General features: G+C 70.4%; 16 protein-coding genes. 10 read left to right on the top strand and 6 right to left on the bottom strand.

The genetic code is table 11. The annotated features are described in order from the left end of the window. Nucleotides 1-449 precede the first annotated feature (449 nt). Nucleotides 450-1646, bottom strand: a complete 1197-nt coding sequence (locus tag ACWD2L_RS15510) for a THUMP-like domain-containing protein (protein ID WP_351334683.1) — start codon at nt 1644-1646, stop codon at nt 450-452. A gap of 82 nt (nt 1647-1728) precedes the next feature. Between ACWD2L_RS15510 and ACWD2L_RS15505 the strand changes: the two genes are divergently transcribed. From ACWD2L_RS15505 to groL, 4 genes are all read left to right on the top strand, one after another. After that, entirely contained in the window at nt 1729-2679 is a 951-nt protein-coding gene (locus tag ACWD2L_RS15505; protein WP_351334612.1) for a polysaccharide deacetylase family protein, read from the top strand. Continuing rightward, nucleotides 2676-3326 carry a polysaccharide deacetylase family protein gene (locus ACWD2L_RS15500; RefSeq protein WP_351334610.1) on the top strand — a complete coding sequence of 217 codons (651 nt, stop codon included), beginning with the start codon at nt 2676-2678 and terminating at the stop codon, nt 3324-3326. The genes ACWD2L_RS15505 and ACWD2L_RS15500 overlap by 4 nt, the downstream gene beginning before the upstream one ends. 195 nt (nt 3327-3521) lie before the next feature. Further along, nucleotides 3522-3830, top strand: a complete 309-nt coding sequence (gene groES, locus ACWD2L_RS15495; protein ID WP_018528412.1) for a co-chaperone GroES — start codon at nt 3522-3524, stop codon at nt 3828-3830. Nucleotides 3831-3951: 121 nt separating this feature from the next. After that, a complete protein-coding gene (gene groL / locus ACWD2L_RS15490; protein ID WP_351334607.1) occupies nt 3952-5577 on the top strand; it encodes a chaperonin GroEL in 1626 nt (541 codons plus the stop codon). A gap of 137 nt (nt 5578-5714) precedes the next feature. Here groL and ACWD2L_RS15485 read toward each other — a convergent pair whose 3' ends face one another. Then, nucleotides 5715-6488 (bottom strand): SDR family NAD(P)-dependent oxidoreductase, encoded by a 774-nt coding sequence (locus ACWD2L_RS15485; RefSeq protein WP_351334605.1) that lies wholly within the window; start codon nt 6486-6488, stop codon nt 5715-5717. A 104-nt stretch (nt 6489-6592) separates the two neighbouring features. After that, the gene (locus ACWD2L_RS15480) at nt 6593-7261 is read right to left on the bottom strand and encodes an MOSC domain-containing protein (RefSeq protein ID WP_351334603.1); all 669 of its coding nucleotides are present in this window, start codon (nt 7259-7261) and stop codon (nt 6593-6595) included. 81 nt (nt 7262-7342) lie between these two features. Between ACWD2L_RS15480 and ACWD2L_RS15475 the strand changes: the two genes are divergently transcribed. Then, nucleotides 7343-8239 (top strand): LysR family transcriptional regulator, encoded by an 897-nt coding sequence (locus ACWD2L_RS15475; protein WP_351334601.1) that lies wholly within the window; start codon nt 7343-7345, stop codon nt 8237-8239. A gap of 90 nt (nt 8240-8329) precedes the next feature. On the opposite strand, the gene ACWD2L_RS15470 is transcribed toward ACWD2L_RS15475, so the two are convergent. After that, nucleotides 8330-8671 carry a WhiB family transcriptional regulator gene (locus tag ACWD2L_RS15470; protein ID WP_266713167.1) on the bottom strand — a complete coding sequence of 114 codons (342 nt, stop codon included), beginning with the start codon at nt 8669-8671 and terminating at the stop codon, nt 8330-8332. Between the two features lie 392 nt (nt 8672-9063). Between ACWD2L_RS15470 and ACWD2L_RS15465 the strand changes: the two genes are divergently transcribed. From ACWD2L_RS15465 to ACWD2L_RS15450, 4 genes are all read left to right on the top strand, one after another. Next, the gene (locus ACWD2L_RS15465; protein ID WP_003948568.1) at nt 9064-9675 is read left to right on the top strand and encodes a response regulator transcription factor; all 612 of its coding nucleotides are present in this window, start codon (nt 9064-9066) and stop codon (nt 9673-9675) included. A gap of 279 nt (nt 9676-9954) precedes the next feature. Beyond that, a complete protein-coding gene (locus ACWD2L_RS15460) occupies nt 9955-10542 on the top strand; it encodes a sigma-70 family RNA polymerase sigma factor (RefSeq protein WP_351334597.1) in 588 nt (195 codons plus the stop codon). Between the two features lie 153 nt (nt 10543-10695). Further along, nucleotides 10696-12204, top strand: a complete 1509-nt coding sequence (gene guaB / locus ACWD2L_RS15455) for an IMP dehydrogenase (RefSeq protein WP_351334595.1) — start codon at nt 10696-10698, stop codon at nt 12202-12204. A gap of 168 nt (nt 12205-12372) precedes the next feature. Continuing rightward, complete coding sequence (locus ACWD2L_RS15450) at nt 12373-13497, top strand: GuaB3 family IMP dehydrogenase-related protein (RefSeq protein WP_326020775.1); 1125 nt, start codon at nt 12373-12375, stop codon at nt 13495-13497. 99 nt (nt 13498-13596) lie between these two features. Here the strand turns inward: ACWD2L_RS15450 and ACWD2L_RS15445 are convergent, their stop codons facing one another. Beyond that, nucleotides 13597-14850 carry a nucleotide sugar dehydrogenase gene (locus tag ACWD2L_RS15445; protein WP_351334592.1) on the bottom strand — a complete coding sequence of 418 codons (1254 nt, stop codon included), beginning with the start codon at nt 14848-14850 and terminating at the stop codon, nt 13597-13599. 323 nt (nt 14851-15173) lie between these two features. On the opposite strand from ACWD2L_RS15445, the gene ACWD2L_RS15440 reads away from it, so the two are divergent. After that, complete coding sequence (locus tag ACWD2L_RS15440) at nt 15174-16880, top strand: glycerol-3-phosphate dehydrogenase/oxidase (protein ID WP_351334590.1); 1707 nt, start codon at nt 15174-15176, stop codon at nt 16878-16880. Between the two features lie 183 nt (nt 16881-17063). Here the strand turns inward: ACWD2L_RS15440 and ACWD2L_RS15435 are convergent, their stop codons facing one another. Next, nucleotides 17064-18092 carry a serine hydrolase domain-containing protein gene (locus ACWD2L_RS15435; protein ID WP_351334588.1) on the bottom strand — a complete coding sequence of 343 codons (1029 nt, stop codon included), beginning with the start codon at nt 18090-18092 and terminating at the stop codon, nt 17064-17066. Nucleotides 18093-18108 lie beyond the last annotated feature (16 nt).

Raw genomic sequence — 18108 nt, 5'->3', positions numbered from 1 at the left:
AAGGCGGCGGCCGACCGTAACGGGTGGGGAGCCGTGCGGGCGGGAGGCCACCCAAGGCGGGTGCGGTCGACCGCATGGGTGGGGAGTCGTGCCGCGGCACGTTGCCCAAGGCGGGGCGCGGCCGACCGCAATGGGCCGGGAGCCGTGCGGGCGGCAGATTGCCTGCAGCGGGGTGCCGCACCCCACGCGGCCGACGCCCCCGGAGGGGGCGGGCGGTGGGAGATGGGCGGGGCCCGGGCCTCGCCTGCGGCGAAGCGGGCCACATCAAACCCCGGCGACGGGTGGGCCTATCAAGCCCCTGCGGCGATTGAGCAGCTGGGTCCGGGGCGGAGCCCCGATCTTTCAAGCCCGTACTTTCGACGAGAGCCCGCGGGGTCCGGGGCAGCGCCCCGCCTTTTACAGCCCCGCCGGCGTTTGAGGCGCGGGGTCCGGGGCGGAGCCCCGTGGCGTCAACCCACCGGGGCGCCGATGAGCATCGTGGGCGCCCCCGCAACCCGTGTGAGGAACACCGTCACCGCCCGCTTCCCGAAGGGCTTAGGCATTGCCTTCCGCCGCAACTCCTCCGGCTCCACCGCCGACCCCCGCTTCTTCACGGTCAGCACCCCGACCTCCCGCTCCCGCAGCAACACCTTCAACTTCTTCACGTTGAACGGAAGTTGATCGGTGATCTCGTACGCGACGGCGTACGCCGTGGGCCGCAACTCGTCCCCCGTCACATACGCGATCGTCTCGTCGACGAGCCCGCCCCCGACCTCCTCGGCCACCTCGGCCACCAGATGCGCCCGGATCACCGCACCGTCCGGCTCGTACAAGTACCGCCCCACAGGCCGCACTTCGGGATCCGGCAGCCCCCGCCCGACGAGCTCCCGCGGCCCCGGCAGCAGCGTCGACCGCATCCGCCCGGCGGTCGTGCCGAACCACAGCACGGCCTCCTTCACATCGCCCCCGTCCGAGATCCACTCGGCATCAGCCTCCGCGGGGATCGCCTCGTGCGGGATCCCGGGAGCGATCTTCAGCGCGGCGCGCGGCGCCTTGAGCGCGGCCGACACGGCCCAGGACAACGGAGGGGAGTACGCCTCGGGGTCGAAGATGCGCCCCCGACCACCACGCCGCGCGGGGTCCACGAACACCGCGTCGTACGCGGACGTGTCCACCTCGGTGACGTCCGCCTCACGCACCTCGATCAGCTCCGCGAGACCGAGCGCCTCCGCGTTCGCCCGCGCCACCGCGCACGTCAGCGGATCCCGGTCGACGGCAAGCACCCGGATCCCCGCGCGCGCGAGCGCGATCGCGTCGCCGCCGATGCCGCAGCACAGGTCGGCGACAGAGCGCACGCCCAGCCGCTCGAAGGCCCCGGCCCGGTACTCCGCCACGCGCGTCCGCGTCGCCTGCTCGACCCCGTTCGGCGTGAAGTACATCCGGGCCGCGTCCTCGGCCCCGAACTTCGCGACGGCCCGCTGCCGCAGCCGCGCCTGGGCGAGCGCGGCCGAGACGAGCTCGGCGGGATGCTCGCGGCGCAGCCTCGTGGCGAGGGCGAGCTCCTGGGCCGGATCGTGATCCCGGAGTTCGTCGAGCAGGGCCAGGCCCTCGGGGGACAGGAGGGCGGAGAAGGCGTCGGGCGAAGGGGAGGAACTCACCCGGTCCATTGTGGGCCAGGCGGGCGACGGTGCGCGCCAGGCGGCGGTGTCGGCCCGGGAACGGGCCCGCGAGCTGCCAGGATCCGGCGCCATGCAACTAGTACGACAAAACGAAGAAAGCGCCCGAAAGCTGGTCAGGAAGAGACGCGGCGTCCGTCTCTTGAGCGCGTTGCTCGCCGCCTCCGCCCTCGCCACGGGATGCGCGGCCGGCGGCGACCCCGAGCCGGTGCGGCCGGCCCCCGGCCAGCAGGCGCAGAAGGGCCTCCAGGGCGCCCCCGCCCGCGCCCTCGACTCGTACGCGACGAAGCTGCGCGCCCAGCGGACCGCCCTCGTCGCGGCGACCAGACGCTGGGGCCTCGCCGACGTGCCGCTCACCGCCCCGGCCCCGCCGGCGAAGAAGCCGGTCATCGAGGCGCGCAAGGGCTTCGAGGTCGACGGCCAGAAGGAACTCGGCCTGCCGCCCGTGTTCACGTCGATCCCGACCAAGGACAAGGTCGTCTTCCTCACCATCGACGACGGGGCCGAGAAGGATCCGCGGTTCCTGAAGATGATGAGCGAGCTGCGGATCCCGTACACGGCGTTCCTGACCGACTCCGAAGTCAGGCCCGGATACGGCTACTTCAAGAAAATGCAGGCCCGCGGCATCACCCTCGACAACCACACACTCACCCACCCCTACCTGCCCGCCCTCTCGTACGCCCGCCAGAAGCACGAGATCTGCGGCATGCAGAACGTCATCGAGAAGAAGTACGGCCACAGGCCCAAGCTCTTCCGCCCGCCCTTCGGCGACTACAACCAGGACACCCTGCGCGCCGCCAAGGCCTGCGGCATCGAGTACGCCCCGATCTGGAACGCCGAGGCGTTCGTGGACCGCATGGACTACCGCGAGTGGGACCGCAGCATCCATCCGGGCGACATCCTGCTCACGCACTTCAGGGGCCGGAAGGACTGGAAGGGCACGATGCCCGACATGATCCGGAACCTCATGAAGTACCTCACCGACAGGGGGTACGCGGTGGCGCGCCTGGAGGACTACCTGTGACACCGCGCGGGCCATGGGCGCGGCTGCTCGGCTGCGCCCTGGCCGCAGCACTCCTCACCGGGTGCGCACGGGGCGCCATCCCGGCCGAGCGGACGGCGTCCGGTTCGCGGGCCGGCCCGCAGCGGACCGTCCCACCGATCGTCTCCCGCGTCCCCACCGCCGACAGGGTGGTCTTCCTGGCGTACGAGGGCGGGGCCGGGCAGGGCGCGGAAGGTATCGGACCGTTCCGCGATCGCCACGTCCCGGTCTCGCTCTTCCTCGCGGGCGCCGCGGGCGGTGGGGGCGATGGGGGCCCGTCCCTGGGCGCCCAGGTGCAGAACCGCACCCTCACCCACGTCCTCCTGCCCGGCCTCGGATACGTGGAGCAGCACGCCGAGATCTGCGGTCAGCGCGACCGCATCGAGGCCCGCTTCGGGACGGCGCCCCGCCTCCTCCACCCGCCTTCGGGCGCGTACGACGGGAGCACGCTGCTGGCGGCGGGCGCGTGCGCGGTCGACGCGATCGTCCTGTGGCGCGAGCCGCGGGGCACCCCGCGGCCCGGCGACATCCTCCCGGTCCACGGGATGCGGCAGGAGGCGGCCGCCCGGCTGCTGGACCGCGTACGGCAGGCGGGACTCACGGTCGGGAGGCTGGAGGACTACCTGTGATCCGGCGACCCGCGACGGTGTCGATTAGCAGTCCGCTTGACCGAGTGCTAATCGCGGTCATAGTCTCGGTTCTGGCACTCACCACTGGAGAGTGCCAACAGCGACGGGCAGGTCCGGCACCCGCGACGACGGATCCACCTGGTCGCCACCCCAGACTGTTAACCCCGTGAGATCTCCGAAGGGGGAGACCGGATCGTGACGACCACCAGCTCCAAGGTTGCCATCAAGCCGCTTGAGGACCGCATTGTGGTCCAGCCGCTCGACGCCGAGCAGACCACGGCCTCTGGCCTGGTCATTCCGGACACCGCGAAGGAGAAGCCCCAGGAGGGTGCTGTCCTCGCCGTGGGCCCGGGCCGCTTCGAGAACGGCGAGCGTCTTCCGCTCGACGTCAAGGTCGGCGATGTCGTGCTGTACAGCAAGTACGGCGGCACCGAGGTGAAGTACAACGGCGACGAGTACCTCGTCCTCTCGGCTCGCGACGTGCTCGCGATCGTCGAGAAGTAATTCACCCGAGCTTTCCCGGCTTCACTGAAGCAGAATGCTTTGAACCGCGCCCCTGGCCCCCGCTGATATTGCCGGGTGCGAGGGGCGCGGTTCGTTTTTTCGAGAGGACTGACTCAGCTCCATGGCGAAGATCCTGAAGTTCGACGAGGACGCCCGTCGCGCCCTCGAGCGCGGCGTCAACAAGCTTGCCGACACGGTCAAGGTGACGATCGGCCCCAAGGGCCGCAACGTCGTCATCGACAAGAAGTTCGGTGCCCCCACCATCACCAACGACGGCGTCACGATCGCCCGTGAGGTCGAGGTCGAGGACCCGTACGAGAACCTCGGCGCGCAGCTGGTGAAGGAGGTGGCGACCAAGACCAACGACATCGCGGGTGACGGTACGACCACCGCCACCGTGCTCGCCCAGGCCCTGGTCAAGGAAGGCCTGCGCAACGTTGCCGCCGGCGCCTCCCCGGCCGCCCTGAAGAAGGGCATCGACGCCGCGGTCAAGGCCGTGTCCGAGGAGCTCCTCGCGACCGCCCGCCCGATCGACGACAAGTCCGACATCGCGGCCGTCGCCGGTCTGTCCGCCCAGGACAACCAGGTCGGCGAGCTCATCGCCGAGGCGATGGACAAGGTCGGCAAGGACGGTGTCATCACCGTCGAGGAGTCCAACACCTTCGGCCTGGAGCTCGACTTCACCGAGGGCATGGCCTTCGACAAGGGCTACCTGTCCCCGTACTTCGTCACCGACCAAGAGCGTATGGAGGCCGTCCTCGACGACCCGTACATCCTGATCCACCAGGGCAAGATCGGCTCGATCCAGGACATGCTCCCGCTCCTGGAGAAGGTCATCCAGAACGGTGGCTCCAAGCCGCTCCTGATCATCGCCGAGGACGTCGAGGGCGAGGCCCTGTCGACCCTGGTCGTGAACAAGATCCGCGGCACGTTCAACGCCGTCGCCGTGAAGGCCCCCGGCTTCGGTGACCGCCGCAAGGCGATGCTGCAGGACCTGGCCACCCTCACCGGTGCCACCGTCATCGCCGAGGAGGTCGGCCTCAAGCTCGACCAGGCCGGTCTCGAGGTGCTCGGCACCGCGCGCCGCGTGACCATCACCAAGGACGACACCACGCTCGTCGACGGTGGCGGCAAGGCCGAGGACGTCAAGGGCCGCGTCGCGCAGATCAAGGCCGAGATCGAGAACACGGACTCGGACTGGGACCGCGAGAAGCTGCAGGAGCGCCTGGCCAAGCTGGCCGGTGGCGTCTGCGTCATCCGCGTCGGTGCGGCCACCGAGGTCGAGCTCAAGGAGAAGAAGCACCGTCTGGAGGACGCCATCTCCGCGACCCGCGCCGCGGTCGAGGAGGGCATCGTCTCCGGTGGTGGCTCCGCTCTGGTGCACGCCTCCAAGGTCCTCGACGACTCGCTCGGCAAGGTCGGCGACGAGGCCACCGGTGTCGCCGTGGTCCGCCGCGCCGTCGTCGAGCCGCTCCGCTGGATCGGCGAGAACGCCGGCCAGGAGGGCTACGTGATCGTCTCCAAGGTCAAGGAGCTCGAGAACGGCAACGGCTACAACGCCTCGACCGGCGACTACGTCGACCTGGTCAAGGCCGGTGTCATCGACCCGGTCAAGGTCACGCGCTCCGCCCTGGAGAACGCCGCCTCCATCGCCTCCCTGCTGCTCACGACCGAGACCCTGGTCGTCGAGAAGCCGGCCGACGAGGAGCCCGAGGCCGCGGGCCACGGGCACGGCCACTCGCACTGATTCGCTGCCGCTCAGGCGGCCGCCGACCGAGGCCCGGCTCCCCGTCGCGGGGGGCCGGGCCTCGGCACATCAAGCCCCGCCGGCGTTTGAGGCGCGGGGTCCGGGGCGGAGCCCCGTGACGTGGGGACGGACGACCGTTACTGGGGACCGTACTTGCGGCCCGTGCGGGACGTGACCCCGCCCAAAAGCACGCGCGGCGTCACCTTCACCACACCCATAAGCGCCTTGTACCGCGGGTCCGGGATCGACAGCGACTTGCCGCGGGCCAGATCGCCCAGCGCCGCCGCCACCAACTTGTCCGCGTCGAGCCACATCCACTTCGGAATGTTGCCCGTGCCCATCCCGGCCCGCTGATGGAACTCCGTACGGACGAACCCGGGGCACAGCGCCATCAACCGCACCCCGCTGCCCGCGAGATCCTTCGCCGCGCCCTGCGTGAACTGCACGACCCACGCCTTCGAGGCGCCGTACGTGCCGCGCGGCACGAAGGCCGCCACCGACGCCACGTTCACCACGCCGCCGCGACCGCGCTCGCGCATCGCCCCCACGGCCGCCGACGTCAGCCGCAGCACCGCCTCGCAGTGCACCTTCAGCATCGTCAGCTCGTCGGCCATCGGGACTTCCAGGTACTGCCCCTTGTTGCCGAACCCGGCGTTGTTGACGAGTAGATCGACCGCGGCCTTACGGTCCGTCAGCCGGGCCTCGACCGCCGCGATTCCGTCATCCGTGGCCAGGTCGGCGGTGAGCACCTCGGCCTCGATGCCGTGCCGGTCGTGCAGCTCTGTCGCCTGCTCGTGCAGCCGCTCGGTGTCGCGCGCGACGAGCACCAGGTTGTGCCCGTCCGCGCCGAGCCGCCGTGCGAACGCGGCGCCGATGCCTGCGGTGGATCCGGTGATCAGAGCGGTAGTCATGCCCCAAGGCTAATGAGCACGAATTCTTTCAGCCCCGCCGGCGTTTGAGGCGCGGGGTCCGGGGCGGAGCCCCGTGGCGTGGGAGCGGTCGACCGCAACGATGGCTACGAGCCGTACTTCTCGACGTACTCCCGCGCGGAGCGCAACGCCTCCGGGTGAAGCGCCCCACCCGCCTCCAACAACCTCGGCAGCAACCCCCGCTCAGTCGTCACCGCCCGGAACTGCACCGCCACCGTCACCCCGTGCTCGGGCCGGTGCACGATCTCGATGGGATCGCCCACCCGTATCTCGCCCGGTTCGATCACCCGGAAGTACGCCCCCGGCACCCCCTCCCGCGTGAACCGCTTCACCCAGCCCCGCTCGCCCAGATGCCCCTGGAAGGTCCGGCACGGGATGCGGCCCGATGTGACCTCCAGGACCAACTCGGCACCGACGCGCCAGCGTTCGCCGATCTGCGCGCCCGACACGTCGACCCCCTCCGTCGTGAGGTTCTCGCCGAACGTGCCGCTGGGCAGCGGCCGGCCGAGCTCCTTGCTCCACGCGTCCAGGTCCTCACGCGCGTACGCGTACACGGCCTGATGGTCCCCGCCGTGGTGCCGCAGGTCGCACACCGCGTCCCCGGCGAGCCCGCTCGCGCCGGTCCCCTCGGGGCCCGGCGCCGACACCCGCACGGGACCGGTGACGGGCCGCTTGTCGATGCCCGTGACCCCCTCGGGCTGGTCCGTGTACTCGGCGGGCTCGGGCCGCCCCAGATTCAGCGACAGAAGCTTCATGCGCGGAACGCTACGGGACCCGGACCCAAAGTCGCCATGCGTTATTCGGCGCGATATCCAAGCGTCCCTTATGCTTGAGGGGTGATCGAGGCTCGTCATCTCCGTGTCCTGCGCGCCGTCGCCGCCACCGGCTCCTTCTCCGCGGCAGCCCGCGAGCTGGGCTGCACCCAGCCCGCCGTGAGTCAGCAGATGAAGGCCCTGGAGTCCTCGGCCGGCACCCCGCTGCTGATCCGCACCGGCCGCGAGATGCGCCTGACGCAGGCCGGCGAGGCCCTCGTGCGGCACGCGTCGGGCATCCTCGCCGGGCTCACCGCCGCCGAGGAGGAGGTCGCCGCCATCGCCGGGCTGCGGGCGGGCCGGGTCCGGCTCGTGTCCTTCCCCAGCGGCAGCTCGACGCTCGTCCCCGCCGCACTCGCCGCCCTGCGCGCCGAGCACCCCGGCACGCGCGTGTCCCTGGTGGAGGCCGAGCCGCCGCGCTCCGTGGAGATGCTGCGCGAGGGCGACTGCGACGTCGCGCTTGCCTTCCGCTACGAGGGTGCGCACGCCGCGGAGGACTGGGACGACCTCGTCGTACGGACGCTGTTCGCGGACCGGCTCGTGGGCCTCGTCCCCGAGGGGCACGCGCTGGCCGGGGCGGGCTCGGTCACCATCGACGCGTTCGCGGACGAGCCGTGGATCGCGGGCTGCCCGCGCTGCCGCCGCCAGCTGGTCGAGGTGTGCAGGGGAGCGGGGTTCGCCCCGCGCATCGACTTCGCGACGGACGACTACCCGGCGGTGGTCGGACTCGTGAGCGCCGGGCTCGGCGTGGCGGTCCTCCCCGAACTGGCCATCGAGTCCGTTCGGCCCAAGGGTGCACGCACAGTGACCGTCGAGCCCGCCGTGCGCCGCGAGATCGTCGCGCTCACCCTGCCCGATCTGGCCCAGGTGCCCGCGGTCCGCGCGACCCTCGACCACCTCGCGAAGGCCGCGACACGCTGAACAGGTCCGCCCCGCACTGAACGCGGAGGCGGGCGCGGCTCGGCGCGCCCCGCCTCCGCGGGCCGTTCAGATGCGTGCAGAAACGTTCCTTCAGTTGTGCGCGCCGCTTGTGGCGGCCTGTCCTCCACTCGGGGCCGACGCGGTGACGAGCCGGTTGCGGGCCCGCCCCATGAGCTCTTCGCGCTCGTCCTCCGTCAGGCCGCCCCACACGCCGTACGGCTCACGCACCTGTAGGGCGTGAGCAGCGCACTCCGCGCGCACCGGGCACCTCATGCAGACCTCCTTGGCCGAGTTCTCACGGGCGCTGCGAGCCGCCCCACGTTCGCCCTCCGGGTGGAAGAAGAGCGAGCTGTCCACCCCGCGGCAGGCCGCGAGGAGCTGCCAGTCCCACAGATCGGCGTTCGGTCCGGGTAGGCGGGAGAAATCTGCCATTGCTGTGTCCCCTTGTAGCCGTTCAGACGTGGATGCGGTGCACATGACCGTACATCTACTGTCTAAGGAGATGAAAATATGACTCATTGCGAATCTAGCTACAGATACCAGTAAAAGGAAGGAAAACCTTCCAAATGGGGCATGGGTTGTGATGAAACGTTGTGGGTCCGCCGCGCTGTCCGCACCGTGTTCGCGCCCTCACGTAGAGTGCCGAAGGAGGTCGTCCGACCCGTAACTCTTTCGAGTGACCGTCGTTGAGAGTGCGGAGGCGGTTGAAGGAGCAAGTGCTCGGGCAAGTGTCCGATTGCCTTGTTGAATGTCGACCGCACAGGTGACGATTCGTACACAGCCTGGAGGCTCAAGGTGACGCGCATCAGCTGCGGAGGACGGTCATGACATCCGTCCTCGTCTGCGACGACTCCCCGCTTGCCCGAGAGGCGCTGCGCCGCGCGGTCGCGACCGTGCCCGGCGTCGAGCGCGTGACGACCGCGGCCAACGGCGAGGAAGTACTCCGCCGCTGGGGCGCCGATCGCTCGGACCTGATTCTGATGGACGTACGCATGCCCGGTCTGGGCGGCGTCGAGACAGTGCGGCGGCTGCTCTCCGCCGATCCCGGTGCGCGCATCATCATGCTCACCGTGGCCGAGGATCTGGACGGGGTGGCCCTGGCGGTCGCCGCCGGCGCCCGCGGCTATCTGCACAAGGACGCCTCGCGCGCCGAGCTGCGGGCCACGGTGACGCAGGCGCTCGCCGACCCGACCTGGCGGCTCGCGCCGCGCAGACTGCGCTCGGCCGAGATGGGGGCCGCCCCCACGCTCACCGCGCGGGAGATCCAGGTGCTCGAGGGCATGAGCCACGGGCGGTCCAACGCCGAGATCGGGCGCGAGCTGTTCCTCTCCGAGGACACGGTCAAGACGCACGCGCGTCGCCTGTTCAAGAAGCTCGGCGCCTCGGACCGTGCGCACGCGGTGGCGCTCGGGTTCCGCTGGGGCCTGGTTCGCTGACGACGAGCCGCTGATCGGCACGCCTCCGCGCCCTTCGGGGCGCGGTGGACCCGCCGTGAGGGACGCCGCTCCGGCCCGTCGCGCCGCGACTTTTCGACGCTTCGCGCGCGATGCCGCATCCTTGGGGGTGTGGAGTTCCTCGGGGACGAGTCGGGTGAGCAGGGTCAGCGAGAGGGGAGGGCGCAGGAGATGAGTTCCGGCGCACCTGCTCATAACGCTTCGGTGCACAACTACGGGCACGGTGTCTCGGACCGAAAGGCGTCGGGGCACCATGGACCGATGCGTGACGACGAGGCAGCGACTCCCCAGGGGGTCATCGGTACGCTCGTCGGCCGCGCCGTGGACGGCGACGAGCAGGCCACGCACGATCTGCTCGCGCATGTCCACCCCCTCGCGATCCGCTACTGCCGCACGCGTCTTTCCCGACTCCCGGGTGACGCGCGGCACTTCGTGGAGGATCTCGCCCAGGAGGTCTGCGTCGCGGTGCTGCTCGCGCTGCCGCGCTACAAGGACACCGGGCGGCCCTTCGAGGCCTTCGTCTTCGCCATCGCCGCGCACAAGGTCGCCGATCTGCAGCGGGCGGCCATGCGCGGCCCCGGGTCCACGGCGGTGCCCTCCGACGAGATGCCCGAGCGGCCCGACGACTCCCTCGGCCCGGAGGAGCGGGCGCTGTTGAACAGCGACGCCGCGTGGGCCAAGCAGTTGCTCGCCAACCTTCCGCAGAACCAGCGGGAGCTGCTCCTGCTGCGTATCGCCGTCGGGCTCACCGCGGAGGAGACCGGGCAGATGTTGGGCATGTCACCCGGCGCCGTGCGCGTGGCGCAGCACCGGGCGTTGAGCAGGCTCCGGGCGCTCGCCGAGCAGTAGGTGGCGGGGCGCTCGCGGAGCAGTGGCACATCCCCCTGACGTGTACGTGTAAACGTACAAAGTGCGCCGATGATCTTGATCGTGGAATGAGACACCCCCGCGGGCCGTTAGCATGGACATCCGCACCGATCAAGGCCATTTGGGGAAGGTGTCATGACTGCAAACGTCGACGGAGTGCCCGAGAAATTCGCGACGCTCGGGCTGACCTACGACGACGTGCTGCTGCTGCCGGGCGCGTCGGACATGGCGCCCGACCAGATCGACACCGCCTCGCACGTCTCGAAGAACGTACGGGTGAACATCCCGCTGCTGTCCGCCGCGATGGACAAGGTCACCGAGTCCCGCATGGCGATCGCCATGGCGCGGCAGGGTGGCGTGGGTGTCCTGCACCGCAACCTGTCGATCGCCGACCAGGCGAACCAGGTGGACCTCGTGAAGCGCTCCGAGTCCGGCATGGTCACCGACCCGATCACGGTGCACCCGGACGCGACGCTCGCCGAGGCCGACGCGATCTGCGCGAAGTTCCGCATCTCCGGTGTGCCGGTGACCGACGGCGGCGGCAAGCTGCTCGGCATCGTCACCAACCGCGACATCGCTTTCGAGAACGACCGCAGCCGTCAGGTCCGCGAGGTCATGACGCCGATGCCGCTCGTCACGGGCAAGGTCGGCATCTCCGGCGTCGACGCGATGGAGCTGCTGCGCCGCCACAAGATCGAGAAGCTTCCGCTGGTCGACGACGCGGGCCTCCTCAAGGGCCTCATCACGGTCAAGGACTTCAAGAAGGCCGAGCAGTACCCGAACGCCGCGAAGGACTCCGGGGGTCGGCTGCTCGTCGGCGCCGCGGTGGGTGTGGCCGGTGACGCCTTCGAGCGCGCCCAGGCCCTCATCGAGGCGGGCGTCGACTTCATCGTCGTCGACACCGCGCACGGGCACTCGAGGCTCGTCGGTGACATGGTCGCCAAGGTCAAGTCCAACGCGGGCGGCGTCGACGTCATCGGGGGCAACATCGCCACCCGTGACGGCGCCAAGATGCTCGTCGACTCCGGTGCCGACGGCATCAAGGTCGGTGTCGGACCGGGCTCGATCTGCACCACGCGTGTCGTCGCCGGTATCGGCGTCCCGCAGGTCACGGCCATCTACGAGGCGTCCCTCGCCGCCCGGGAGGCCGGTGTCCCGGTCATCGGCGACGGTGGCCTGCAGTACTCCGGTGACATCGCCAAGGCGCTCGTAGCCGGCGCCGACACCGTGATGCTCGGCTCGCTGCTCGCGGGCTGCGAGGAGTCCCCGGGCGAGCTGCTCTTCATCAACGGCAAGCAGTTCAAGTCGTACCGCGGCATGGGTTCGCTGGGCGCCATGCAGACGCGCGGCGAGCAGCGGTCCTTCTCCAAGGACCGGTACTTCCAGGAGGGTGTCGCCTCCGACGACAAGCTCGTCCCCGAGGGCATCGAGGGCCAGGTGCCCTACCGCGGCCCGCTGTCCGCGGTCGTGCACCAGCTCACCGGTGGCCTGCGCCAGTCGATGTTCTACGTCGGCGGGCGCACGGTTCCGGAGCTGCAGAGCAACGGCAGGTTCGTCCGGATCACGTCGGCGGGTCTCAAGGAGAGCCACCCGCACGACATCCAGATGACGGTCGAGGCGCCGAACTACAGCCGCAGCAAGTAACAGCAGGTCAGACGTGATGGGGCGGTCCTGGGAAACACCGGGACCTCCCGCCCGTCACCCACCACCGCCCTTGCCTGAGGACCTCCGGTCCGCCCCTCTCTTCGCGTGTCAGGGATACTGGACAGGCAAGGCCCAAGTGGGACCCAGATGTGAAAGGCGCCCCCCAACGTGACTGAGATCGAGATCGGGCGCGGCAAGCGCGGCCGCCGCGCGTACGCCTTCGACGACATCGCCGTCGTTCCGAGTCGGCGCACCCGCGACCCGAAGGAGGTCTCGATCGCTTGGCAGATCGATGCCTACCGCTTCGAGCTGCCGTTCCTGGCGGCCCCCATGGACTCCGTCGTCTCGCCGGCGACCGCGATCCGCATCGGTGAGCTGGGCGGACTCGGTGTCCTCAACCTCGAGGGCCTGTGGACCCGTTACGAGGACCCGCAGCCGCTGCTCGACGAGATCGCCGAGCTGACGCCCGAGGCCGCGACCCGCCGCCTCCAGGAGATCTACTCCGCGCCCATCCAGGCCGACCTGATCGGGCAGCGCATCAAGGAGGTGCGCGACTCCGGTGTCGTCACCGCCGCCGCGCTCTCCCCGCAGCGCACCGCCGAGTTCTCCAAGGCGGTCGTGGACGCGGGCGTCGACATCTTCGTGATCCGCGGGACCACGGTCTCCGCCGAGCACGTTTCCGGTGCCGCCGAGCCGCTGAACCTGAAGCAGTTCATCTACGAGCTGGATGTCCCGGTCATCGTGGGCGGCTGCGCCACGTACACGGCCGCGCTGCACCTGATGCGGACCGGTGCGGCGGGTGTGCTCGTCGGCTTCGGTGGCGGCGCCGCGCACACCACGCGGAACGTGCTGGGTATTCAGGTGCCGATGGCGACCGCTGTGGCCGATGTGGCTGCTGCCCGCCGTGACTACATGGACGAGTCCGGTGGCCGCTACGTGCACGTCATCGCCGACGGTGGCGTGGGCTGGTCCGGCGACCTGCCCAAGGCGATCGCCTGCGGCGCCGACTCCGTGATGATGGGGTCCCCGCTGGCCCGCGCCACGGACGCGCCGGGCCGCGGTCACCACTGGGGCATGGAGGCCGTCCACGAGGACGTGCCGCGCGGCAAGAAGGTCGACCTCGGCACGGTCGGCACGACCGAGGAGGTCCTGACCGGGCCCTCGCACACGCCCGACGGGTCGATGAACTTCTTCGGTGCGCTGAAGCGGGCCATGGCGACGACCGGCTACAGCGAGCTCAAGGAGTTCCAGCGGGTCGAGGTCACGGTGGCCGATGCCACACACAAGCGGTAGCGCGTAGCGGGAAACGGGTTGGGCCTCACCGGATAGGTGGGGCCCAACCCGTTTTTTTGCGCCCGCGCGGCGGAGCCGCAAATCGACACAGCCCCGTGGTTAGAGGCGGTGGGCCGCTCCCGCCGGAGTGGCGCCCCTTGTGTCCAGGAGGAGTTGGGCTTTTACGGAGAGGCCCTGGAGATCGTACGTGCGGTGCTGTTGCAGCAGGATCGTCAGGTCGGCGTCGGCGGCGGCCTCGTAGAGGGAGTCGGCGCGTGGGACCGGGCGGTCCAGGACGTTCCAGGACGGCACGTACGGGTCGTGGTAGCTGACGGCGGCGCCGAGTTGCATGAGGCGGGTGGCGATCTCCTCGGCGGGGGCCGCCTGCTGGTCGGCGAGGTCCGGCTTGTAGGTGATGCCGAGGAGGAGGATCCGGGCGCCGCGGGCCGACTTGCCGTGCTCGTTGAGGAGGGTGGCCGCGCGCTGGACCACGTACGACGGCATGTGGTGGTTGACCTGGCGGGCCAGTTCGACCATGCGCAGGGGGCGTGTGGGCAGGTGCGGGCCCGTGAGGTCCTGGGCGAGGGCGTGGCCGCCGACGCCGGGGCCGGGGCGGAAGGCCTGGAAGCCGAAGGGCTTCGTCTCCGCGCAGCGGATGACGTCCCAGAGGTCGACGTTCAGGTCGTGGCAGAGCACCGCCATCTCGTTGACCAGGGCGATGTTGACGTGCCGGTAGTTGGTCTCCAGGAGGTGCACGGTCTCCGCTTCCCGCGGGCCACGCGCGCGTACCACCTTGTCGGTCAGGCGGCCGTAGAAGGTGGCCGCCGACTCGGTGCAGGCGGGGGTGTGGCCGCCGATCACCTTGGGGGTCGACGTGTAGGGGTGCAGGCGGTTGCCGGGGTCGACGCGGCCGGGGGCGTGGGCGAGGTGGAAGTCGCGTCCCGCGCGCAGGCCCGAGCCCTCTTCGAGGACGGGGAGGAGGAGCGACTGCGTGGTGCCGGGCGGCACGGGCGACTCGATGATCACCGTGGTGTGCGGGCGGAGCCGGGCGGCGAGTGCGCGGGTCGCCTCGACGACCGGGGTGAGCATTGGCGCCCCGTCGGGGCCCTGCGGGGTCGGGGCGCAGATCACGGCGGTGCGGACACGGGCGAGCTCGGCGGGGTTGGCCGTGGGGCGGAAGCCCGCGGAGAGCATGCGGCGGAGGTCGGCGGCAGTGAGGGCCGCCGAGTCGCCGCCGCCGGGCAGCCGGCCCGCCGCGAGATCCCGGGCACGGGCCGGATCGTGGCCGATGGTCGCGATCCCGGCCGCCACGGCGGCCTGCGCGAGGGGCAGGCCGAGGTGGCCGAGGCCGATGACGGCGAGGTCTGCGGGCATGGCGGTTGCCGTCCTTTCCCGAGGAGCGGACCGGTCATTAACCGGAGCGGGACGAGGGCGCAAGCCCTGTGGACAGGATGAGCGAGCGCCCTGTCAGACTAGGAGTAAATATGACCGATATGTCGTATTGCATAGCGATGGATTTGCGAGTGTTGCGCCGCGAGTCTCCGCAAGTTGTCCACAGGCGCGCGCCCGCTGGTGGCCCGAATCGGGCAGCGGGTGAAGAATCGGGGCATGTAGGGAGAGTGCGGTGGGCGCTTCGAGGTACATGAGGCCGGGCACACCACACGCGTGAGCCACGCCGACGACAGCGGGAGGCAGCAGTGAAGGCAGCGACACTGGGACCCGAGCAGCGTGCACAGGCTCTGGCGGCCATGGCGGAGCGCGAGCTGGACATTCTTGTCGTGGGAGCCGGGGTGGTCGGCGCGGGCACGGCGCTCGACGCGGTGACCCGCGGCCTGTCCACCGGGATCGTCGAGGCGCGGGACTGGGCCTCCGGCACGTCGAGCCGTTCAAGCAAGCTGGTCCACGGCGGGCTCAGGTATCTGGAGATGCTGGACTTCGCGCTCGTCCGCGAGGCGCTGAAGGAGCGCGGGCTGTTGTTGGAGCGGCTCGCCCCGCACCTCGTGAAGCCCGTGCCCTTCCTGTATCCGTTGCAGCACAAGGCGTGGGAGCGGGTGTACGCCGGGTCGGGCGTCGCGCTGTACGACGCGATGTCGATGGCGCGTGGGCACGGGCGCGGACTGCCGATGCACCGGCATCTGACGCGTAAGCATGCGCTGCGGGTCGCGCCCTGTTTGAAGAAGGACGCTCTCGTCGGCGCGCTTCAGTACTACGACGCGCAGATGGACGACGCCCGGTATGTGGCGACCCTGGTGCGGACCGCCGCCATGTACGGCGCCAAGGCCGCGAACCGTGCGCGGGTCACCGGGTTCCTGCGGGAGGGTGAGCGGGTTGTCGGGGCGCGGGTGGAGGACGTGGAGGGGGGTGGGGAGTACGAGATCCGGGCGAAGCAGATCGTCAATGCCACCGGTGTGTGGACCGATGACACGCAGGCCATGGTCGGCGAGCGTGGGCAGTTCCATGTGCGGGCTTCCAAGGGGATCCATCTGGTGGTCCCGAAGGACCGGATCAACTCGACGACCGGGCTGATCCTGCGGACCGAGAAGAGCGTGCTGTTCGTCATTCCGTGGGGGCGGCACTGGATCATCGGCACGACCGACACCGAATGGGACCTGGACAAGGCGCATCCGGCGGCGTCGAGTGCGGATATTGATTACTTGTTGGAGCACGTCAACTCCGTGCTCGGCGTCCCGCTTTCGCGTGATGACGTGCAGGGGGTCTACGCGGGGCTGCGGCCGCTGCTCGCAGGGGAGAGCGATGCGACGAGCAAGCTGTCGCGGGAGCACACGGTGGCGCATCCCGCGCCGGGTCTTGTGGTCGTGGCGGGCGGCAAGTACACGACGTACCGGGTCATGGCCAAGGACGCCGTCGACGAGGCCGTGCACGGGCTCGACCAGCGGGTCGCCGAGTGCGTGACCGAGGAGGTGCCGCTGGTGGGGGCCGAGGGGTACCGGGCGCTGTGGAACGCGCGGGCGCGGATCGCCGCGCGTACGGGGTTGCACGTGGTGCGGGTCGAGCACCTGCTCAACCGGTACGGGGCGCTGGCCGAGGAGATCCTCGAACTCGTCTCCGCCGACCCGGGGTTGGGGGCGCCGCTCACCGGTGCCGACGACTATCTGCGGGCCGAGGTCGTCTACGCGGCCTCGCACGAAGGGGCGCGGCACCTCGACGACGTGCTGACGCGGCGGACCCGGATCTCCATCGAGACCTTCGACCGGGGGGTGCGGTGTGCGAGGGAGGCGGCGGAGTTGATGGCGCCGGTTCTTGGGTGGGACAAGGACCAGGTGGAGCGGGAGGTCGAGCATTACGAGAAGCGGGTGGAGGCGGAGCGGGAGTCGCAGCGGCAGCCGGATGACCTTACGGCGGATGCGGCGCGGCTTGGGGCGCCGGACATCGTGCCGCTTTGACCTTCGGTGGGGCGGGTGTCGTTGTTGCGGGTGCCGGGGTTGCGGTCGCGGGGCGCTGCCCCGGGCCCCGCGCCTCAAGCGCCGGCGGGGCTGAAAGATCGGGGCTCTGCCCCGGACCCCGCTGCTCAATCGCCGCAGGGGCTTGGTGTGCGGCTCAATCGCCGGAGGGGCTTGGTGTGCGGCTCAATCGCGGGAGGGGCTTGATTGTGGTCGCTGGCAGAACTCTGACGCGAGTATGTTTCGTTCGATGTCGGTGTCGTGCGACAAAGTTGGGCTTGTCGTGCGGAAGGTGACGGTGCGTGAGCCGTCGGGTGTTGCCGCTGTACGGACGTAGGTGTGGGCTATGCGGCCGTTGTGGCCCCAGACCGTCGTGCCGCAGGGGAGTTTTTCCGGGTAGAGGCCCATGCCGTAATGGCCGTTTGTGGGGCGGGTGTTGAGCATCGTGCGGAGGGCCTCGGGTGGGAGGAGGTGGCCTGCCAGGAGGGCCGCGTAGAAGCGGTTCAGGTCGGGGAGCGTGGATATCAGTTCGCCGGAGGCGCCGGCCGTGCGTGGGTCGAGGCGGACCGCGTCGGGGCCGTGCGGGCTCGGGACCGTGGTGCGGGCGCCGGGGAACGTGGTGCCGGTGAGGTGGAGCGGGTCGATGATGCGGTGGCGGGCCTCCGTGGCGTAGGAGTGGCCCGTGACCTGATGGATGATCATGCCCAGGAGTACGTAATTGGTGTTGGAGTACGACCAGGTTCCTGGGCGGGTCGTCCGGGGCTCGGAGAGTGCGAGCGCCGCCACCGCTCTCGGGGTCAGCGGGACGCGGCCGTGGGTGGTGGCCGTGAAGTCGTAGAGGCCGCTGGTCTGGGTCAGGAGCGAGCGGACCGTGAGTTCGCGGGTGTCCGGGAGGGTGGGGAGGTAGGTGGTGATGTGTGCGGAGAGGTGCAGGCGGTGTTCCATGGCGAGTTGGAGGACCACCGTCGCTATGAAGGTCTTGGTGATGCTGCCCGCGCGCACATGATCGGAGCGGGTGAGGTCGGTGCTGGTGGTGGTGAAGTGGCCTGTGGAGCCGTCGGTTGCCAGGAGCGCGGCCGACGGGGCCTTGCCTCGCGTCACGAGCAGCGGAAGAGTGTCGTCCGCGGGCGTCGTCGGACCTGGCGCACTGCTCGGGGCCAGGCACACGATGGCCGCGGCCAGCGGTATGGCCAGGAGTGTCCGGAGTACGGGCAACGACGGTCCCTTCGGG

It is taken from the genome of Streptomyces sp. NPDC002754, assembly GCF_053592315.1.
This window is presented reverse-complemented; position numbering and strand designations above follow the sequence as displayed.

Coding starts and splice junctions, on each gene's coding strand:
- ACWD2L_RS15510 (WP_351334683.1), bottom strand. CDS start 1,646: ATGGACCGGGTGAGTTCCTCCCCTTCGCCCGACGCCTTCTCCGCCCTC.
- ACWD2L_RS15505 (WP_351334612.1), top strand. CDS start 1,729: ATGCAACTAGTACGACAAAACGAAGAAAGCGCCCGAAAGCTGGTCAGG.
- groL (WP_351334607.1), top strand. CDS start 3,952: ATGGCGAAGATCCTGAAGTTCGACGAGGACGCCCGTCGCGCCCTCGAG.
- ACWD2L_RS15485 (WP_351334605.1), bottom strand. CDS start 6,488: ATGACTACCGCTCTGATCACCGGATCCACCGCAGGCATCGGCGCCGCG.
- ACWD2L_RS15480 (WP_351334603.1), bottom strand. CDS start 7,261: ATGAAGCTTCTGTCGCTGAATCTGGGGCGGCCCGAGCCCGCCGAGTAC.
- ACWD2L_RS15470 (WP_266713167.1), bottom strand. CDS start 8,671: ATGGCAGATTTCTCCCGCCTACCCGGACCGAACGCCGATCTGTGGGAC.
- ACWD2L_RS15465 (WP_003948568.1), top strand. CDS start 9,064: ATGACATCCGTCCTCGTCTGCGACGACTCCCCGCTTGCCCGAGAGGCG.
- ACWD2L_RS15460 (WP_351334597.1), top strand. CDS start 9,955: ATGCGTGACGACGAGGCAGCGACTCCCCAGGGGGTCATCGGTACGCTC.
- guaB (WP_351334595.1), top strand. CDS start 10,696: ATGACTGCAAACGTCGACGGAGTGCCCGAGAAATTCGCGACGCTCGGG.
- ACWD2L_RS15445 (WP_351334592.1), bottom strand. CDS start 14,850: ATGCCCGCAGACCTCGCCGTCATCGGCCTCGGCCACCTCGGCCTGCCC.